This is a genomic window from Nocardia sp. NPDC056064, from assembly GCF_042266925.1.
In the GTDB taxonomy this organism is placed as follows: Bacteria; Actinomycetota; Actinomycetes; order Mycobacteriales; family Mycobacteriaceae; genus Nocardia.
The window spans coordinates 4,973,823-4,991,643 of sequence record NZ_JBHJWO010000001.1 but is presented as its reverse complement, the minus strand read 5'-3'; the positions used below and the strand labels follow the sequence as shown (position 1 = coordinate 4,991,643).

19 protein-coding genes are annotated in these 17,821 nt (G+C 67.9%); 10 read left to right on the top strand and 9 right to left on the bottom strand.

Features of this window, described 5'->3' with window-relative positions:
- Positions 1-6: 6 nt before the first annotated feature.
- Positions 7-426: a cytidine deaminase gene (locus ACFC06_RS23115; RefSeq protein WP_375934737.1), complete on the bottom strand. Its 420-nt coding sequence runs from the start codon at positions 424-426 to the stop codon at positions 7-9.
- Between the two features lie 290 nt (positions 427-716).
- Between ACFC06_RS23115 and sdhC the strand changes: the two genes are divergently transcribed.
- Genes sdhC through ACFC06_RS23095 form a run of 4 tightly spaced genes read left to right on the top strand, consistent with a single transcriptional unit; the run spans position 717 to position 4,113 of the window.
- Positions 717-1,121: a succinate dehydrogenase, cytochrome b556 subunit gene (gene sdhC / locus ACFC06_RS23110; protein ID WP_278265052.1), complete on the top strand. Its 405-nt coding sequence runs from the start codon at positions 717-719 to the stop codon at positions 1,119-1,121.
- A 1-nt stretch (position 1,122) separates the two neighbouring features.
- Positions 1,123-1,557 carry a succinate dehydrogenase hydrophobic membrane anchor subunit gene (locus ACFC06_RS23105; protein ID WP_278265051.1) on the top strand — a complete coding sequence of 145 codons (435 nt, stop codon included), beginning with the start codon at positions 1,123-1,125 and terminating at the stop codon, positions 1,555-1,557.
- A 34-nt stretch (positions 1,558-1,591) separates the two neighbouring features.
- Positions 1,592-3,343, top strand: a complete 1,752-nt coding sequence (sdhA, locus tag ACFC06_RS23100; protein WP_375935719.1) for a succinate dehydrogenase flavoprotein subunit — start codon at positions 1,592-1,594, stop codon at positions 3,341-3,343.
- Positions 3,343-4,113 (top strand): succinate dehydrogenase iron-sulfur subunit, encoded by a 771-nt coding sequence (locus ACFC06_RS23095; RefSeq protein WP_375934732.1) that lies wholly within the window; start codon positions 3,343-3,345, stop codon positions 4,111-4,113. Before sdhA ends, ACFC06_RS23095 begins: the two co-directional genes overlap by 1 nt.
- A 92-nt stretch (positions 4,114-4,205) precedes the next feature.
- Here the strand turns inward: ACFC06_RS23095 and ACFC06_RS23090 are convergent, their stop codons facing one another.
- From ACFC06_RS23090 to ACFC06_RS23080, 3 genes are all read right to left on the bottom strand, one after another.
- Positions 4,206-5,219, bottom strand: a complete 1,014-nt coding sequence (locus tag ACFC06_RS23090) for an Rpn family recombination-promoting nuclease/putative transposase (RefSeq protein WP_375934730.1) — start codon at positions 5,217-5,219, stop codon at positions 4,206-4,208.
- A gap of 133 nt (positions 5,220-5,352) precedes the next feature.
- Complete coding sequence (locus ACFC06_RS23085) at positions 5,353-5,742, bottom strand: hypothetical protein (protein ID WP_375934727.1); 390 nt, start codon at positions 5,740-5,742, stop codon at positions 5,353-5,355.
- A gap of 103 nt (positions 5,743-5,845) precedes the next feature.
- Positions 5,846-6,856: a fructosamine kinase family protein gene (locus ACFC06_RS23080; protein WP_375934724.1), complete on the bottom strand. Its 1,011-nt coding sequence runs from the start codon at positions 6,854-6,856 to the stop codon at positions 5,846-5,848.
- A 182-nt stretch (positions 6,857-7,038) separates the two neighbouring features.
- Here ACFC06_RS23080 and ACFC06_RS23075 point away from each other — a divergent pair, with 182 nt between their 5' ends.
- The 3 genes from ACFC06_RS23075 (at position 7,039) to ACFC06_RS23065 (ending at position 10,274) form a co-directional block, all read left to right on the top strand.
- The gene (locus ACFC06_RS23075; RefSeq protein WP_375934721.1) at positions 7,039-8,268 is read left to right on the top strand and encodes a cytochrome P450; all 1,230 of its coding nucleotides are present in this window, start codon (positions 7,039-7,041) and stop codon (positions 8,266-8,268) included.
- 28 nt (positions 8,269-8,296) lie between these two features.
- Entirely contained in the window at positions 8,297-9,031 is a 735-nt protein-coding gene (locus ACFC06_RS23070; protein WP_375934718.1) for a TetR/AcrR family transcriptional regulator, read from the top strand.
- A gap of 73 nt (positions 9,032-9,104) precedes the next feature.
- Positions 9,105-10,274 (top strand): hypothetical protein, encoded by a 1,170-nt coding sequence (locus ACFC06_RS23065; RefSeq protein ID WP_375934715.1) that lies wholly within the window; start codon positions 9,105-9,107, stop codon positions 10,272-10,274.
- Positions 10,275-10,282: 8 nt separating this feature from the next.
- Here ACFC06_RS23065 and radC read toward each other — a convergent pair whose 3' ends face one another.
- A complete protein-coding gene (radC, locus tag ACFC06_RS23060) occupies positions 10,283-10,954 on the bottom strand; it encodes a DNA repair protein RadC (protein ID WP_375934712.1) in 672 nt (223 codons plus the stop codon).
- Between the two features lie 135 nt (positions 10,955-11,089).
- Positions 11,090-11,275 carry a type II toxin-antitoxin system VapB family antitoxin gene (locus ACFC06_RS23055; RefSeq protein WP_375934709.1) on the bottom strand — a complete coding sequence of 62 codons (186 nt, stop codon included), beginning with the start codon at positions 11,273-11,275 and terminating at the stop codon, positions 11,090-11,092.
- A gap of 259 nt (positions 11,276-11,534) precedes the next feature.
- Between ACFC06_RS23055 and ACFC06_RS23050 the strand changes: the two genes are divergently transcribed.
- Both ACFC06_RS23050 and ACFC06_RS23045 read left to right on the top strand, forming a co-directional pair.
- Positions 11,535-12,431, top strand: coding sequence for a phenylalanine 4-monooxygenase (locus tag ACFC06_RS23050; RefSeq protein WP_375934706.1), 897 nt, complete (start codon positions 11,535-11,537; stop codon positions 12,429-12,431).
- Positions 12,432-12,585: 154 nt separating this feature from the next.
- Complete coding sequence (locus ACFC06_RS23045) at positions 12,586-13,269, top strand: ester cyclase (RefSeq protein ID WP_375934703.1); 684 nt, start codon at positions 12,586-12,588, stop codon at positions 13,267-13,269.
- On the opposite strand, the gene ACFC06_RS23040 is transcribed toward ACFC06_RS23045, so the two are convergent.
- Both ACFC06_RS23040 and ACFC06_RS23035 read right to left on the bottom strand, forming a co-directional pair.
- A complete protein-coding gene (locus ACFC06_RS23040) occupies positions 13,266-13,874 on the bottom strand; it encodes a TetR family transcriptional regulator (RefSeq protein ID WP_375934700.1) in 609 nt (202 codons plus the stop codon). The genes ACFC06_RS23045 and ACFC06_RS23040 overlap by 4 nt on opposite strands.
- Positions 13,864-15,372, bottom strand: coding sequence for an MFS transporter (locus tag ACFC06_RS23035; protein WP_375934697.1), 1,509 nt, complete (start codon positions 15,370-15,372; stop codon positions 13,864-13,866). Before ACFC06_RS23035 ends, ACFC06_RS23040 begins: the two co-directional genes overlap by 11 nt.
- A gap of 108 nt (positions 15,373-15,480) precedes the next feature.
- Between ACFC06_RS23035 and ACFC06_RS23030 the strand changes: the two genes are divergently transcribed.
- The gene (locus ACFC06_RS23030; protein ID WP_375934694.1) at positions 15,481-16,794 is read left to right on the top strand and encodes a D-alanyl-D-alanine carboxypeptidase family protein; all 1,314 of its coding nucleotides are present in this window, start codon (positions 15,481-15,483) and stop codon (positions 16,792-16,794) included.
- Here the strand turns inward: ACFC06_RS23030 and yhjD are convergent.
- The gene (yhjD, locus tag ACFC06_RS23025; protein ID WP_375934692.1) at positions 16,791-17,813 is read right to left on the bottom strand and encodes an inner membrane protein YhjD; all 1,023 of its coding nucleotides are present in this window, start codon (positions 17,811-17,813) and stop codon (positions 16,791-16,793) included. The genes ACFC06_RS23030 and yhjD overlap by 4 nt on opposite strands.
- Positions 17,814-17,821 lie beyond the last annotated feature (8 nt).

Here is a 17,821-nt window from a genome sequence, read left to right as displayed (position 1 = left end):
ACTAAATCAGTGGTTACCGGCCTTGTCAGTCCGACCGGCCGCGAGATCATCGGGTCCGAACGCATGGGGCAGCAGTTCGGCCAGCGTCACCGGCCCCTGCGCGTGCGCCACGAGCAGCCGCGCGCCGCCGTGCTCGAACAGCAGCTGGCGGCACCGCCCGCAGGGCATCAGGATTTCCCCCCGGGAATCGGTCACCGACACCGCGATGAGACGGCCGCCACCCGTCGCAAATAAGTTACCGACGAGTACACATTCGGCACACAGCGTTAGTCCATATGAGACATTTTCCACATTGCATCCGCTCACAATTCGGCCGTCCGCGGTGAGAGCAGCGGCGCCGACGGGGAATCCCGAGTAAGGCGCATACGCCTGATGCATAGCCTGAATTGCCTTGTCATGCAAGGTATTCCACTCGATTTCGGGCATCACGAACCTCCAGCCGATCCCGCCGAACGCGTCGGCGAACGGGCCTGCGCACCAGTATCCGGCAAGGAGAAAGGTAAACCTAACTCGGCCGTTTCGCACGCAACGCGCGGCACGCCGAATTAGTTCCGCGAAACAGAGAGGATTAGAGTTCACCGAAGATCGGTTCAGGTTCCCGGCGGCGGGCCAGCGCTCGAGAACACAGCGCAGCCACCTGGGCATTTGCCTCTCCACGCATGCCGGCGTCGGATCTGTGACCGGGTCCATCAACGACGTTGGAGGCACCGCACTCTATGAGCACGATAGAAGCTCCGGCTCCGGCCCAGCCGAAGCGTAAGACGCTGTACCGCGGCGACCCGGGCATGTGGTCGTGGGCGCTGCACCGGATCACCGGTGTCATGCTGTTCTTCTTCCTCTTCGTCCATGTGCTGGACACCGCGCTGGTCCGGGTCAGCCCCGAAACCTACGACCACGCGATCGAGCTCTACAAGACGCCGCTGGTCGCCCTCATGGAGATGGGCCTGGTCGTCGCGGTGCTCTACCACGCGCTCAACGGCGTCCGCCTGATCCTGGTCGACTTCTGGGCGCAGGGCCCGCGCTTCCAGAAGCAGATGCTGTGGGTCGTGCTGACCATCTGGGTTCTGGTCTCCGCCGCCGGCGTCGGCCGCCAGTTCTTCTACCTGCTGACGGAGCACTGATATGTCTGCACCTGTCCTCGGCAAGTCCTACGACCGCCCGGCCAGCCTGGACGCCCCCCGCTCCCCCCGGGGCACGACCAACGGCAACTTCGAGAAGTACGCGTGGCTGTTCATGCGCTTCTCCGGCCTGCTGCTGATCGTGCTGGTGATCGGCCACATGTTCATCATGCTGATGATCGACGGTGGCGTGAACCGGCTGAACTTCGCGTTCATCGCCGGTCGCTGGTCCAGCCCGTTCTGGCAGTTCTGGGACCTGACCATGCTCTGGCTGGCCCAGCTGCACGGCGGCAACGGTCTGCGGACCGTCATCGATGACTACTCCCGCAAGGACTCCACCCGGTTCTGGCTCAAGACCGTCCTCGCGGTCTCGATGATCCTGGTGATGAGCGTCGGCACGTACGTCATCTTCACCTTCGACCCCAACATCACCGGTTAGGAACAGGCCACCTCGCATGAGTGAATCCCGTCCGATTCAGGAGCATCGCTACGACGTCGTCATCGTCGGCGCCGGTGGCGCGGGCATGCGCGCGGCGATCGAGGCGGGCCCCCGGGCTCGCACCGCGGTCCTGACCAAGCTGTACCCGACCCGCAGCCACACCGGCGCGGCCCAGGGCGGCATGTGCGCCGCGCTGGCCAACGTCGAAGAAGACAACTGGGAATGGCACACCTTCGACACCGTCAAGGGTGGTGACTACCTGGTCGACCAGGACGCCGCGGAGATCATGGCCAAGGAGGCCATCGACGCGGTGATGGACCTGGAGAAGATGGGCCTGCCGTTCAACCGCACGCCCGAGGGCAAGATCGACCAGCGCCGTTTCGGTGGTCACACCCGTGACCACGGCAAGGCGCCGGTGCGTCGCGCGTGTTATGCCGCCGACCGCACCGGTCACATGATCCTGCAGACGCTCTACCAGAACTGCGTCAAGCACGACGTCGAGTTCTACAACGAGTTCTACGTGCTCGACCTGGTGATGACCGAGTCCGAGCGGGGCCCCGTCGCCACCGGCGTCGTCGCCTACGAGCTGTCCACCGGCGAGATCCACGTCTTCCACGCGAAGTCGATCGTGTTCGCCACCGGCGGCTCGGGCCGCATGTACAAGACCACCTCGAACGCGCACACGCTGACCGGCGACGGCATGGCGATCGTGTTCCGCAAGGGCCTGCCGCTCGAGGACATGGAGTTCCACCAGTTCCACCCGACAGGTCTCGCGGGCCTGGGCATCCTCATCTCCGAGGCGGTCCGCGGTGAGGGTGGCATCCTGCGCAACGCCTCCGGCGAGCGCTTCATGGAGCGCTACGCCCCCACCATCAAGGACCTCGCGCCGCGTGACATCGTCGCCCGCTCGATGGTGCTCGAGGTGCTCGAGGGCCGCGGCGCCGGGCCGAACAAGGACTACGTCTACATCGACGTGACCCACCTCGGCGAGGACGTGCTCGAGGAGAAGCTGCCCGACATCACCGAGTTCGCGCGCACCTACCTGGGTGTGGACCCGGTGACCGAGCTGGTGCCGGTCATGCCGACCTGCCACTACGTCATGGGCGGTATCCCGACCAAGATCCGTGGCGAGGTGCTGCGCAACAACACCGACGTGGTCCCCGGCCTCTACGCCGCCGGTGAGTGCGCCTGCGTGTCCGTGCACGGCGCCAACCGCCTGGGCACCAACTCGCTGCTCGACATCAACGTCTTCGGCCGCCGCGCCGGCATCGCCGCCGCGGAGTACGCCAACCGCACCGAGTTCGTCGAGATGCCGGAGAACCCGGCGCTGATGGTGCAGGACTGGCTGGCGCTGATCCTGTCCGACCACGGCAACGAGCGGGTGGCCGACATCCGCACCGAGCTGCAGTACTCGATGGACATGAACGCCGCGGTGTTCCGCACCGAGGACACCCTCAAGCAGGCCCTCACCGACATCCACGCGCTCAAGGAGCGCTACACCCGGATCACGGTGCAGGACAAGGGCAAGCGCTACAACAGCGACCTGCTCGAGGCCGTCGAGCTGGGCTTCCTGCTCGAACTGGCCGAGGTCACCGTCGTCGGCGCGCTCAACCGCAAGGAATCGCGCGGCGGCCACGCCCGCGACGACTACCCGAACCGTGACGACGTCAACTTCATGCGGCACACGATGGCCTACAAGGTCGGTCCGGAGCTCATCTCCGATATCCGCCTCGACTTCAAGCCGGTGGTGCAGACCCGCTACGAGCCGATGGAGCGTAAGTACTGATGACTGCTGTAGCCGAACCCGTCACCCAGAAGCCCGCGCCCGTTCCCGAGGGCTCGGTCATGGTCACCGTCAAGGTGGCCCGGTTCAGCACCGAGAACGACAAGGGCGCCTACTGGGATTCGTTCCAGGTGCCGGTCCTGTCGACCGACCGATTCCTCAACGTGCTGATCTACATCAAGTCCTACCTGGACGGCACCCTCACCTTCCGGCGCTCCTGCGCCCACGGTGTGTGCGGTTCGGACGCGATGCGGATCAACGGCGTGAACCGGCTGGCCTGCAAGGTCCTGATGAAGGACCTGCTGCCCAAGGGCGACAAGACCCTCACCATGACCGTCGAGCCGATCCGCGGCCTGCCCGTGGAGAAGGACCTCGTCGTCGACATGGAGCCGTTCTTCGACGCGTTCCGTGCCGTGAAGCCGTACCTGATCACCTCGGGTAACGAGCCCACCCGCGAGCGCATCCAGTCCCAGCACGACCGCGCCCGCTTCGACGACACCACCAAGTGCATCCTGTGCGCCTGCTGCACCACCTCCTGCCCCGTGTACTGGAGCGACGGCAGCTACTTCGGCCCGGCCGCGATCGTGAACGCCCACCGCTTCATCTTCGACAGCCGCGACGAAGCCGCCCGCGAGCGCCTCGACATCCTCAACGACGTCGAAGGCGTCTGGCGCTGCCGCACCACCTTCAACTGCACCGACGCCTGCCCCCGCGGCATCGAGGTCACCAAGGCCATCCAGGAAGTCAAGCGAGCCCTCCTCTTCGCCCGCTGACCTCCCCCGGTCCTGCCGAAGGCCGCCTTCATCTTTCGATGAGGGCGGCCTTCGCCGTTCGCGGGCGGCAACGGCCCGACATGGTGCTCGATCTAGGCGAAAACCTCCGCCAACGAGCCGGCGGTCAGCACCCGCCTGGCCCACACCCGGAGTTCCTCGGCATCAGCAGCCCGCACTCGTTCGACAGCACCACTCGGCAACGGACCGAACTTGACGGTCAGCTGCTCGACCAGGATCTCGACACGCCCCGCGGTACGCCCACGGGCCTCACCACGAGCCTCTCCCCGCGCTTCTCCTCGCGCCTCTCCTCGGGCTTCCAGCCGTTCCGCTGTGGTCATCACAACTTCCTTCGCTCGGGGACCGAGACGATCGGTCAAGGGTTGCAACTCGGCGACACCCACATCGCAGACGATGAACAGATACGTCACCAAGATGTCGAACTCGCGGGCGCCGGAAGGACCGTCCAACAGCGCCCGCAGCTCGTCAACCACCTCCATGATATCCGAGGCGACATGCGGATTCCCCGGACCGATCTTCTGCATGATCAGCATCAACTTCGTCGCCGGGGTCAAGGGCCGCGCCCGCAGCGCCGCCACGTCCAGCGGGGCGACGTCATCGAGCAGGAACTCGAAACGTGGCAGGTAGCGAGACAACAGGCCGCGGGCAGAATCATCGAGATCGATCAGGTCGCCGAGCTGAGTGGGAGCCGACCATCGGAGACCGGTATGGGTGCTGTGCACCACCATGGGGATCACGGCGGGCAGCACCTGCGGTGTCGGATGCTCGTCCAGGTGCCGACGCCAGATATTGACGACGTAGGCCAGCATTCGGAACGCCATCAGTTGGTCGCTGGAGGACTGGTGCTCGATCAGCAGGTAGAGGTACGCGCCGCGGCCATCGATAGTGGTCCGGTAGAGGACGTCGCTGTACTGAGACCGCAGGTCCTCGGTGATGAAGCTGCCCGGCACCAGCACCATCGCGTCGAAGTCGATACGCGCCGCGAGTTCGGCATCGATATTGGCCCGGATCTCACTGGCCGCGTCGGCCGCACGACTGAGGACCTCACGGGCGTAGGCGTCGTGCGGGTTCGACGGCGTCTTCGTCATAGCTGAACGCTACCGCTGCGGCCTGACATCTTCCGAATCGGATCATCTTGGGACGGAACATGGTTCACCCGCCCGCCACTCAGCGAAACGAGGGGCGCCGTTGGTATCGCCATCGACGGCAGGGCTTTGACGCTCAGGTGGCCAGTGTCCCCACCACCAGTGCGGGGAGGGTGATCAGGTAGGCGATCGCGCTGTAGCGGAATACCTTGTCGGACACGGGGCCACCGCCGCGGCCGGTGAGTGCCTGCAGGGGGCTGGTGGAGTCGTTGTCGCCGCCGTCTTCCAGGGTCGCCGCGCACGCCAGCAGGAGCGTGTCGGCGGCGATGAGCAGCGGCCACAGTGTCGGTGGGGCGGCGAATCCGGCGAAGATCAGCGGTCCGAACACGATGGCAGGCAGCAGGCCCAGGGTGATTGCGCTGAGGATGACGCCGAGGATGGCGAACCAGCCGAATGCGGTGAGTCGCAGGAGCAGTGCCAGGGCGACGACGCCGATCTGGATGAAGCCCATCGCCGTGGTGGTCACCGAAACGAGCGTACCCATGTCAGCTGGGGGCGCAGGCGCGTCCGCGCCGAGTTCGCGACGCCGCGCCTGTTCGTTCACGACCTCCGGGGAGGACGCACGCCGCCTAGTAGTTGGACGCCGCGTCCAGGACTGCCGAGCGGTAGGAGCGGCCGAAGAGAATGGCGTGGACGAGCAGGATGGGGAGCTGATGCAAGGGGATGCGGGTACGCCAGTCGGGGGCGAGGGGGTGGATGTCGTTGTAGGCGGCGAGGATTCGGGACAGGTGGGGCGCGCCGCCGAAGAGGTGGAGCGTGGCGAGGTCGGTTTCACGGTGGCCCGCGTGGGCGGCGGGGTCGATGAGCCAGGGGGTGTCGGCGGGGCCCCAGAGGATATTGCCGGGCCAGAGGTCGCCGTGGATGCGGGACGGGGGTTCGGTGGGCGCCTCGATGGGCATGGATTCGATGAGGGTCGCGTCGGTGGGGTCGAGGGCGCCCGCGTCGACGGCGAGTTTCAGGTACGGGAGGATGCGGCGCTCGCGAAACCAGGTGGGCCAGTCGTCGCCGGAGGTGTTGTCCATGGGTAGACCCGCGAGAAACCCGGCCTCCGCGGGAGTACCCGGAGCACCGCCAACAACGGACGCACCGCTGACCGGCGACGCGACGGCGGCGGGCGACTCGCCGGCAGAGGACACCGCAGCGGCGATGACCGACGCATCGGCACTGGACACCGGCGCGCCGAAGTGTGCCGCACCCGCCTGATGGGTGACGGCCAGCGCCGCCCCGAAGCGTTCGGCGGCCGCGATGGTCGGTTCCCGGTGGTCGATCCAAGCCATGAGCAGCAGCTCGTCGGTAGCCGCGTAGACCTCGGGCACCGCGACACCCCCTGGCACCCGCAGCCAGTCGAGCCCGGCGGCTTCGGCGGCGAACAGGCCCGGCGGCGCGGGCTCGGGCTCGCCGGTGGGTGCCGCCGAGACCCCACCGGGCCAGGTCTTGAGGAACAGGTGGGTGCCGTCGTCGAGGACGAGCCGCTCGGCGACGCTGATCGAGCCGCCGGCGACCGGCGTGGTGCGCAGTCGCTGATGGGCCAGGAAGGTCGGCAGCAGGTGCGGGTGCGCACGCAGGAACGGCAGGTCCACCCGGCCATCTTGCCCACAACACGGGAACACCGGCTGCGAACAGGCCGGATCACCTCGATGACCACATTGGTTAACAGGTATTACTAAACGCTGTTCACCACACGCTCGAGCGTGGTTTCATGGTCCCGGAACGTGTTCTACATCACCGGCGAGGGCCGCGTGACGGACCGGAGGAGACACCCGTGATCAGCCCGAACATCCCGGCAGGATTCGATTTCACCGATCCCGATCTGCTGGCCGCCCGACTGCCCGTCGAGGAGTTCGCCGAGCTGCGGCGCACCGCGCCGGTCTGGTGGTGCGCCCAGCCCGACCGGGCCAGCGGCTTCGACGACGGCGGCTACTGGGTCGTCTCGAAACTGGCCGACATCAAGGAGATCTCCAAGAACCCCGAGGACTTCTCCTCCCACGAGAACACCGCGATCATCCGGTTCAACGAGGAGACCACCCGCGAGCAGATCGACATGCTCGGCAACATGCTCATGCTGAATCTGGATCCGCCGCAGCACACCAAGATCCGGCGCATCGTGTCGAAGGGGTTCACTCCGCGCGCGGTGGAGAACCTGCGGGCCGCGCTCACCGAACGCGCCGAGCGGATCGTGTTCGAGGCCAAGCGGGAAGGTCGCGGGGACTTCGTCGAGCAGGTGGCCGTCGAACTGCCGTTGCAGGCGATCGCCGAACTGCTCGGGGTGCCGCAGGAGGACCGCCGCAAGATCTTCGACTGGACCAATCAGATGATCTCCTACGACGATCCGGAGTTCGAGGGCAATCACCACACCGCCACCGCCGAGGTGATGGGCTACGCCTGGAACATGGCCGAGCAGCGGCGCGGCTGCCCGGCGGCCGACATCGTCACCCAGCTGGTGAACGCCGACATCGACGGCGAGCACCTGGGCTCCGACGAGTTCGCCTTCTTCGTCATCCTGCTCGCTGTCGCGGGCAACGAGACCACCCGCAACTCGATCACCCACGGTATGAAGGCCTTCGTCGACAATCCCGAGCAGTGGGAGCTCTACAAGCAGCAGCGCCCGCGCACCGCGCCCGACGAGATCGTGCGCTGGGCCACCCCGGTGACCGCCTTCCAGCGCACCGCCACCCGCGATCTCGAGCTGGGTGGACAGCAGATCAGGAAGGGCCAGCGCGTCGGGCTGTTCTACAGCTCGGCCAATTTCGACGAAGACGCCTTCACCGACCCGTTCCGCTTCGACGTGCTGCGCAACCCCAACCCGCACGTCGGCTTCGGCGGCACCGGCACGCACTACTGTGTCGGCGCCAATCTGGCGCGCCTGGAGATCGATCTGATGTTCAATGCCATCGCCGACGCGATGCCGAACCTGCGTCAGGTCGCCGATCCGGTGCGGCTGCGCACCGGCTGGCTCAACGGCATCAAGCGCTGGGAAGTCGAATACGCTTGAGCCGCGGGTCTATCGAGGGAGGGGCGGGTTGACCGAGGAGCGAGGACGGACCAGGGGCCGGACACCGACGGTGTCCGACGCCGACATCCGGCGCGTCGCGCGGGCACTGCTGACCGCGCACGGCCCCCACGGGGTCACCCTGCGCGCCATCGCCCGCGAACTCGGCATCACCGCCCCCGCCCTCTACCGGCACTACGCCTCGCGCGACGAACTGGTCGAGCGGCTGCGCCTGGAATTCTGCGCCGAGCTGGCCGCGTTCCTGTCCGCCGAGATCGACCAGCTGCCCGACGACGGCGCGGTGCAATTCCTCGCCATCTGCCGGGGCTTCCGCCGCTGGGCGCTGGCCCATCCGCGCGAATTCACCCTTGTCTTCGCCACCCCGTCCGATCAGCGCACCATGATGCGCCGCTTCGACGAACCCTTCGGTCGCATCTTCCTCGCCGCCGCGGGCCGGCTGCTGGCAGGCTTCGAGATCGCCACCCCATCCGGCGACACCATCCCCGCCGAACTCCGCGACGACCTCATCGATTTCCAGACCGAACTGCTGGCCGTCCTCTCCGAGACCGGCCAGAAGTTCCCCGCCGAGAAACTCGACCTCGGCACCACCTACCTCATGGTCCAGACCTGGGCCCGCCTCTTCGGCCACGTCACCCTGGAAGTCTTCGGCAACTACCCCATCCCCCTGGCCTCCCCCGAGATCATGTTCGACGCCATGCTCGCCGACCTCGCCCGCACCACAGGCTTCGACCACCGCCCCGACTAGCGCGACCGGGCGAGTCTGTCGGTGGCCTGCGAGAGTATCGGACGACACCGATTCGGAATGGGGGAGCTGAGTGATGGAGCACGAGCAGTTCGGGCAGGAGGCGCTGGCCAGCGTGCGGGCGCACTGGGCCGGTGCGGCCGAGTATTCGGCGGAGGATTTCAGCGTCAGCATCGATGACGGCCGGGTCATCTATCTGGGCAACATCTTTCGCGAGTGCTCCGACCTCGGACCCAGCGAGCGCGCGGCGAGCCTCGCGGCGTTCGTCTCCGCGATGATCTTCGACGACGAGGTGCCCGTCGACTGGCGGTCGGTGCGTCCGATGCTGCGATCGGTCCTGCGGCCGGTCACACTCGGGACAGATCTGTCGAGCGCACTGTCGCGACCGGCGTTCCCGTTCGTCAACGAGTCGGTGGTCATCGATCGGCCACGGACCCGGGCCTTTGTCCACGAGAACCACGCACGCGACTGGGGAGTCGAGCCGGACGAGGTCTTCGCCGCGGCACGCGAGAACCTCGCGGCCCTCGCCCGGCCCGGTTCAGCGGAGAGATTGCAGGTCACCCGGTTCATCGACGACGGCAGTTCCTATGCCGCATCCTGGCTGCTGGTGCCCGGCTGGCTGGCCGGTCATGCCGACGGGACGCATCGGCCGGTGGTCTTCATCGCCGAGAACGATTCCCTGTTGCTCGTTCCCGATGAACCGGATCTGCTCGCGCAGACCTTCGAGATGATCGAGCAGCAGTACCGGGAGGCAGCGCGGCCGATCTCACCGCAGGGGTACACGATCGACGCAGAAGGCACTGTCGTCCCGTTCGACGAGGCGGGCGAGCACCCCTGCCGACGACTGGCGCTGCGTGCCCGCGCCGGCCTCGCCCTGACCGAGTACTCGATCCAGTCGAACCACCTCGACAAGACTTTCGAGGAGTTCCTCGAACTGCCCGACCTCGGCATCGAACCCGCCTACGTCAGCTCGGTGAACTACGAGGAATCCAACCGCGGCGCCTTCACCTCCGTGGTCTGGGGTGAGGACGTGGACTACCTGCTGCCGGAGGCCGACGTCGTCCACTTTCTGCGCCGCGACAAGAACGACGACGTGGAATCGGTCTGCACTGTCCCCTTCCCCACGGTGATCGAGATACTGGGTTTGGTGCCTGTTCCGGGCCTGTCCCCGACCCGATTCGAAGTGCGCGGCTGGCCCGATCCCGCCGCCATGACCCGTCTCCGCGCCGCCGCCATCGAGCCCTGACCACCCACCTATTCCAATGGTGGTGCGGTGGTCCAGGATTCGCCGGCGATGACGATGTGGTCGAGGTAGCGCAGGCCGACGGTGGTGGCGGCCTGGTGGAGCAGGGTGCTGGCGCGGCGGTCGTCGGGGCTGGGTTCGGGGTCGCCGGAGGGGTGGTTGTGGACGACGGCGAAGGCGCGGCCGTCGTGGCGCAGGACGGTGTTGAGTATTTCGCGGACGGGGACGGCGACGTGGTCGATGGCGCCCTCGGCGACGAAGGCGCGGTGGCGCAGCCGGTGCTGGGTGTCGCAGATCAGCACGAGCAGGCGTTCGACGCGGGCGCCGGCGAACAGCGGGATGGCCACACGGGCGACGTCCTCCGGCGTGCTCAGGCGGGGCACGGTGTCGGTGCTCGTACGCGAGCGGGTGCCCAGGTGGAAGGCGGCGATGACGGTGGCGGCCTTGGCGGGGCCGATGCCCGCCCTGCGCGCGAGTTCCTCCGGCCTGGCCGCGGACAGCTCGGCGAGGCCCCCGTATTCACCGAGCAGTTGCGCGGCGAGTTCGAGCGCGGACAGTCCGCGCGTGCCCTGACCGAGCAGCAGCGCGAGCAGTTCGCTGTCGCTGAGCGCGTGCGGGCCGAGCATGAGCAGCCGCTCGCGTGGACGCTGGGCGACGGGCAGATCGGCGATCGGTACCGACATCGGTTCCCCCCTGCGGATCGGTGACGCCACCGATACTCCCAGCACCCACCGACAGATTCGAGCTATCCCCCAGCCACCGGGCTAGGCGGTGGGCTCCGAGGTGAAGATGGAATCGGGATCAAGGGGACTGCATCGTCAGGTAGACGGCTCCGAGGTGAAGATGGAATCTGCCATCAACCGCTCCAGATTGCGTAGCTGGCGTTCGTGCACCACGATCCGGCGCAACGCCTCGTTGACAGTCGCGTTGCTGTCACCTGTGCCCATGATGTCGGCAGCAGCGGCCAGCAGACGCTGGTCCAGATCTATCCGCAGAGTTCGCACACATCCTCCTCGCCTACGAACGCAATCTTGCGTGATGGACCGCCCGTGCGTGCGGAGATTCACCGCGTCGTTACCGAATCCGGTATTCGCAACGGCACACAGCAAACCGGCCGCACCCACCGTGACCGCTGCGGAAAGACGACCCGAATTCGCTGGTGATCGCCGGAATCGGGGCAGCCAGCGCGTCGGAACTGTGCAGTTTGCGCAGTTGTGCGCGTCGCTGTTGTCGCCGACCGAGCAGCGGTGCTTGCCTTGAGTCATGTTCACCGAGGCACAGCTGTACTCGCCGGTGACGCGCGAGCGTGACGGCGATGTGACGGTGCACCTGAGCGCCGACCATCCCGGGGTCGGCGACCAGGACTACCGCGCGCGCCGCAATGCCATCGCCGCGCTCGCCCTCGACTACCACCAGGACGGGCCCACCCCGCATATCGACTACACCGACGACGAGCAGCGGGTGTGGCGCATCGCCTCGGCCGAACTGTCCGCCAAGCACGCCGTCTACGCGTGCGCGGAGGTGCGCGAGGCGGCCGCGCGGCTCGCCCTGCCGCGCGATCACATCCCGCAGCTCGACGAGGTCTCCCGGCTGCTCGCCCCGCTGACCGGCTTCCGCTACGTGCCCGCCGCCGGACTGGTGCCGCTGCGCGAGTTCTTCGGCTCCTTCGCCGAGCGCACCTTCCATTCCACCCAGTACATCCGCCACCATTCGGCGCCGCTGTACACCCCCGAGCCCGACGCGATCCACGAGATCATCGGCCACGCCAGCCAGATCGCCAGCCCGCGCTTCGCGGCGCTCTACGAAACCGTCGGCGCCGCGGTGGCGCGCCTGCGCACCGACACCGCGCTGAAATTCCTGGCCGATGTGTTCTGGTTCTCGCTGGAATTCGGTGTGGTGCGCGAGGCCGGGGAAATTCGCTGCTACGGCGCGGGACTGCTGTCCTCCTACGGCGAGATCGACGAATTCCGGCACGCGCAGCTACGCCCGCTCGACGTCGCCGCGATGGGCACCATCAGCTACGACATCACCCATTACCAGCCGGTGCTGTTCTGCGCGGATTCGGTGGATCAGCTGGTCGACGTGCTGGGCGAATTCTTCGCGACAATGGACGACGACACTCCGGCCCGGCTCGGCCACCATCCGCACCCGGTGTCATAGCAAACTCCGAATACCTTGGTACAGAACACAGTTCATCATTTTTCGTTTCTCACATGATGAGACCCGACAGGCAGAACGGGCCGCTCGGCTGTTACTTTCGACCGGTTCTTCAAGCTTTGCGAAAGGGTCGGGTAGACCGAAAATGACTGTGGACGTGACCGATACGCATGCCTCCGAGCCTGCCCCGGAGCCCGAGGCTCCGCTGTGGCTGCAGGGCCGGGAAGCGGTGATCGCCGCGGCGACACCGGACCAGTGGCGCGGCAACGTTCCCGACTACGAACTCAGCCACGAGGTGATTCCGCGCGAGCGCGTCGCCCAGCACGCGCCCGGGTCGCTCGAGGCCATCGTCGAGGATCTGGTGAAGGTCTTCGAGATGGAGGTCTCGCACAAGGCCGACCCGGCCACCTGGCTCTCGGTGGTGGCCGAGCAGTACCGCGGCCGGGTCAACGGCGGGGTGTGGCAGGACGCCGAGGAGTTCGCCCGGATCGGCAGCTACAACATCCTCATCGGCGACAACCCCTACTACGAGTCGGCCAACGAGACCTTCGAGTCCTCGCACAAGATCTTCCACACCGCCTTCCCCGGCGGGTTCTTCTGGGAGGTGCTCGAGGTGCTGTCGGGCCCGCCGACGGTGAGCTTCCGGTGGCGGCACTGGGGCAAGTACGACGGCGAGTACAAGGGCCACCAGCCCACCGGCGAGCAGATCGAGATGTTCGGCGTGACGATCGCGCGCGTCAGCGAGGACCTGCGCATCGTCGAGCTCGAGCACTTCTACGACAACAACCAGCTGCTCGGCCCGCTGGCCCACGGCTGCCCCGTGCAGCACGGCAAGAACTAGCCGCCCGCGCCGTTCGGTGCCTCTCCGGAGGTGCCGAACGGCAGGCCCGCGTGCAGCAGCTCGAGCGCCCGGGCGACATTGTCGGCATTGACCGGCGTGGTGGTGGCGATCGACAGCATGGCCCCGATCATCGCCCCCGCCGCGACCCGCACCTCGAACTCGTCGGCCGGACGGCCGGTGTAGTCGGCCAGCAGCCCGGCCGCCAGTTCGATACTGCGCTGGAACTCCCGGCCGATCGCCGAGCGCAGCTCCGGCACGTGATAGAGCAGGGCCTGACGTTCCTGTTCGAAGGCCATCTCCTCCGGCGACAGCCCGGTGAAGACCTGCTCGGCCGCCTTGCGGAAGGCGGTGAGCGGATGCTGACCGCGCGGCTGCGCCGCCAGCGCCTCGATCATCAGCGGGTCCTGATCGTCGGCGAGGACCAGCTGTTCCTTGGTCGGGAAATACCGGAAGAAGGTGCTCGGCGACACCTCGGCGGCCGCGGCGATCTGTTCCACGGTGGTCTCGGTGTAGCCCTGTTCACGGAAGAGCCGGAACGCCTCGAGCCGGAGCGTACGGCGGGTGCGTTCCTTCTTCCGCGCGCGAAGTGACATGTCAACCGGCATGCATCGATTCTGCCGCATCCTCGGCGATCGCCGGTGCGCTCGTGCCGCGCCCGATCACGAACACCGCGCCCAGCGCCGCGGCCACACACAGCACCGCGCACACCCCCAGCATGGTGTCCATCCCCGCGACGAACGCGTGCTGCACCTGGGCGAGCCGCACCGGGTCGCCCTGGGTGGCCGCCACCCCGGCATTGACCCCGTCGGCGATCGGCGCGTGCTCGAGCGGACCGAGCTCGGCGCGGTACCGGGTGGCCAGCACGGTGCCGAGCACCGCGACGCCGATGGTGCCGCCCGCCTGCCGAAGCGCTTGCAGCAGAGCAGAACCCGCGCCCGCCCGGTTCGCCGCCAGCTCCCCCATCGCCAGACCCATGGCGGCGGGCATGACCAGGCCCATCCCCGTGCCGAGCACGGTGGTCCACAGGGCGGTGAGTCCGTAGCCGGAGTCGACGGAGGTCAGTGCACCCAGGCCCAGTCCGGCGGCCAGGACCAGGAACCCGCCCACCAGCACCGCGCGCACACCGATCCGGGGCAGCAGCAGGTCGACGAGCCTGCTGCCGAGCACCACGCCGCCGATCATCGGCAGCAGCCGCAGCCCGCTGCCCAGCGCGTCGACACCGAGCACGGCCTGGAAGTACTGCGGCACGGTGAAGAACATGCCGAACATCGCGAAGTTCACCAGAATGGAAAAAACTGTCCCCCAGCGGAATCCGGGCGCGGCGAACAGCCCGACGTCGATCAGCGGATGCGTGACCCGTCGCTGCCAGGCCAGGAACGCCGCCAGCAAGGCCACTCCCGCGCCCACACACAGCCACGCGAGCGGTTCGCCCCAGCCCTGCTCACCGATCCGGATGAAGCCGTAGGTGAGGCCGAGCATGCCCGCGGCCGAGAGCGCCGCGCCGGCGACATCGATGCGGAACCCGGTGTCGCCGTGGGATTCCGGGACCAGGGTGGCGACGGCGAGCGCGCCGACGACCACCAGCGGCACATTGATCAGGAACACCGAGCCCCACCAGTAGTGCTCGAGCAGCCAGCCGCCCACGATCGGCCCCAGCGGCAGGCCGATGGCGGTCGAGGTGACCCAGATCGTCAGCGCGCGTTGCCGTTGCACGGGATCGGTGAACAGCACCGGCAGCACCGCCATCGACAGCGGCATCATCGCGGCGGCCGCGACGCCGAGCACCACCCGGCCCGCGATGAGCTGACCCGACGACCCCGCGAACGCGCAGGCCACCGAGGCCACACCGAACAGCACCAGCGCGCCGAGCAGCACCTTCTTGCGCCCGTACCGGTCACCGAGCGCGCCCGCGGGCAGCATGAGCGCGGCCAGAGCGAGCGTGTACGCGCCGGTGAACCATTGCAGCGCAGCGGTATTCGCGTGCAGGTCGACCGCCAGCGTCGGCAGGGCCACGGTCAGCACGGTGACGTCGAGCCCGATGGTGAGCATCGCCAAGGCGAGCGCGCCGAGCGCGAGCCAGCGACGGGTGTCCTCGGTCCGCATTTCTCCTCCAAAATAAGAGCTACTACTTTTTGATAGTAGCTCTCATTTGCGATGATGTGTCAATACCCCGCGTTGCCGCGACGCGCGGGCTCGCTAGGCTGCGAGGTGATGAAGATCCGTGAACTCGGCGTGCGCGCCGCCAGCACGCTCGGCGCGTTCGCCTCGGTCGCCGCCCTCGCCGCGGCTCCCGCCCTCGCCATCCCGCCCGTCGAGCCCTACGACCCACCCACCACCGGGTCGAGCACGACCACCACACCCCCGTTCACCACCCCGAACACCGACAGCTGCCCGCAGCGCACGCTGCCGCCCGCGCCGATCGACACCTCCGAGGTGCCCGCGCCGGGCGAGTCGGCGCCGAGCCCGCTGCCGGTGCCCTCCCCCACCATCGGTGGCGAACGGCTCGGCGAATGCGGCGTGGTGCTGCCGCAGGGCGCGCCCGCGCTGCCCGCCGACATCTCCGCGACCTCGTGGATGGTCTCCGACCTCGATACCGGGCGCGTGCTCGCGGCCAAGGACCCGCACGGCCGCTACCGCCCCGCCTCCACCATCAAGGTGGCCCTGGCCATCGTCGCGCTGCGCACCCTCGACCTGGACAAGGTGGTCGTCGGCACCCAGGCCGACGCCGATGTCGACGGCACCCGCGTCGGCATCGGACCGGGCGGGCGCTACACCAACCGCCAGCTCATGCAGGCCCTGATCATGTGCTCGGGCAACGACGCCGCGCACGCCATCGCCGCCCAGCTCGGCGGCGACGAGGCCACCGTGGCGAAGATGAACGCGGTGGCGAAGTCGTTGCGCGCCATGGACACTCGCGCCGCCACCCCGTCGGGCCTGGACGGCCCCGGTATGAGCACCTCGGCCTACGACCTGTCGGTGCTGTTCCGCGAGGCGATGAACATCCCACTGTTCGCCGAGCTCATCCACACCGAACAGGTCGATTTCCCCGGCTATCCGGCCGACCCGAAGATCCCCGACGACAAGGACCACCCCGGGTTCCCGATCGCCAACGACAACCAGCTGCTCTACAACTACGCGGGCGCGATCGGCGGCAAGACCGGCTTCACCGACGACGCCCGCCAGACCTTCGTCGCCGCAGCCGAACGCGACGGCCACCGCCTCGTCGTCACCCTGCTCAAGGCCGACGTGCTCCCGGTGCGCCCGTGGGTGCAGGCCGCGCGGCTGCTGGACTACGGCTTCGCCCTCGACACCGACGCCCGCATCGGCAAGCTCCCCGAAACCGGTAGCGAGGCAGTGCAACCCAGCGTGCCGCTCGCCTCACCCCCGCCGCGCGCCGACGGTACGCAGGCCGCGCCCGAGCAGCCCGCGCACCAGGGCGCCCGGGTGGCCACGCTGATCGGTATTCCGCTGGTGGTGGTCGGGCTGCTGCTGTGGGGCAGGCGGGTGGTGCGGCGCGGGCGCTAGCGCTTGCGGCCCACCAGCACCAGGGCCAGCGCGGCCACCGCGCCCGCGCCGAAGTAGGCCGCGCCCGCCCCGGTGGTGACGCCGTGCTCGACCACGCGCGGCTTGATCACCACCGGGTCCGGCGGCTGGACGGTCGCGGCGCGTTCGTTGTCGGACGAGGTGGCCGCCCACGCGGTGGCGAACAGCAGAATCCGGTAGGTGGTGTAACTGAACACCATCAGACCGATGATCGAACCGAAGGTCGCGCCCGCCGGGCTCGACATCACCATCCGCAGGTAGATCGCCGCGACCACCTTGAACACCTCGAACGCCACGGCAGCCAGCGCCGCCGCGCGCGCCGCGCTGCGCAGCGAGACCGGTTCCCGCGGCAACCGGGCGATCATCCAGGCGAACACCGCCCAGGACGCCAGCCAGCCCAGCGCGATCGAGATCAGCGACAGCACCACCGTCGCACCGGGCACATGGTCGAGCCCGAGACCCTCCAGCAGCCGCCTGCCCAGTCCGCTCGCCCCCACCGCCGACAGGCCCAGCGACACCACGAACGCCAGCCCCAGACCGATCAGCGCGCCCAGATCCGACAGCTTGGCCAGCCACCACGGCTTCTCGGGACTCTTGCTCGCCCACTGCTCGGTGAGCGCGGCCCGCACATTCGACATCCACCCCAGGCCGGTGTAGAGACCGACCAGCAGACCCAGCACACCGACGGTGCCGCGTGACTTGATGGCCTGATCGATCAGGTCGTTGATCTGGTCGCCGAAGGAACCCGGCACGAGCTCGACGACCTTCTCCTGCAACTCCGCCAGCCACTCCGGGTGCCCGGCCAGCACGAAACCGGCCGCCGAGAACGCCACCATGAGCAGCGGAAACAGCGACAGCACAGTGAAATACGTGATACCGGCGGCGAAGAAGTCGCCGCGGCTGTCCTGGAAGCGGCCGCCCGCCCTGACCAGATGATCCAGCCAGGGCCTGCGCCCGATCTGCTTCTCGACAGCGGCCGAGATGTTGTCGACGATCTGCATGCCACGCG

Bases quoted from the DNA above. Each gene is read 5' to 3' on its own strand.
- ACFC06_RS23115 (WP_375934737.1), bottom strand. From the start codon at position 426: ATGCCCGAAATCGAGTGGAATACCTTGCATGACAAGGCAATTCAGGCT.
- sdhC (WP_278265052.1), top strand. From the start codon at position 717: ATGAGCACGATAGAAGCTCCGGCTCCGGCCCAGCCGAAGCGTAAGACG.
- ACFC06_RS23105 (WP_278265051.1), top strand. From the start codon at position 1,123: ATGTCTGCACCTGTCCTCGGCAAGTCCTACGACCGCCCGGCCAGCCTG.
- ACFC06_RS23095 (WP_375934732.1), top strand. From the start codon at position 3,343: ATGACTGCTGTAGCCGAACCCGTCACCCAGAAGCCCGCGCCCGTTCCC.
- ACFC06_RS23090 (WP_375934730.1), bottom strand. From the start codon at position 5,219: ATGACGAAGACGCCGTCGAACCCGCACGACGCCTACGCCCGTGAGGTC.
- ACFC06_RS23065 (WP_375934715.1), top strand. From the start codon at position 9,105: ATGGAGCACGAGCAGTTCGGGCAGGAGGCGCTGGCCAGCGTGCGGGCG.
- radC (WP_375934712.1), bottom strand. From the start codon at position 10,954: ATGTCGGTACCGATCGCCGATCTGCCCGTCGCCCAGCGTCCACGCGAG.
- ACFC06_RS23050 (WP_375934706.1), top strand. From the start codon at position 11,535: ATGTTCACCGAGGCACAGCTGTACTCGCCGGTGACGCGCGAGCGTGAC.
- ACFC06_RS23040 (WP_375934700.1), bottom strand. From the start codon at position 13,874: ATGCCGGTTGACATGTCACTTCGCGCGCGGAAGAAGGAACGCACCCGC.
- ACFC06_RS23035 (WP_375934697.1), bottom strand. From the start codon at position 15,372: ATGCGGACCGAGGACACCCGTCGCTGGCTCGCGCTCGGCGCGCTCGCC.
- ACFC06_RS23030 (WP_375934694.1), top strand. From the start codon at position 15,481: ATGAAGATCCGTGAACTCGGCGTGCGCGCCGCCAGCACGCTCGGCGCG.
- yhjD (WP_375934692.1), bottom strand. From the start codon at position 17,813: ATGCAGATCGTCGACAACATCTCGGCCGCTGTCGAGAAGCAGATCGGG.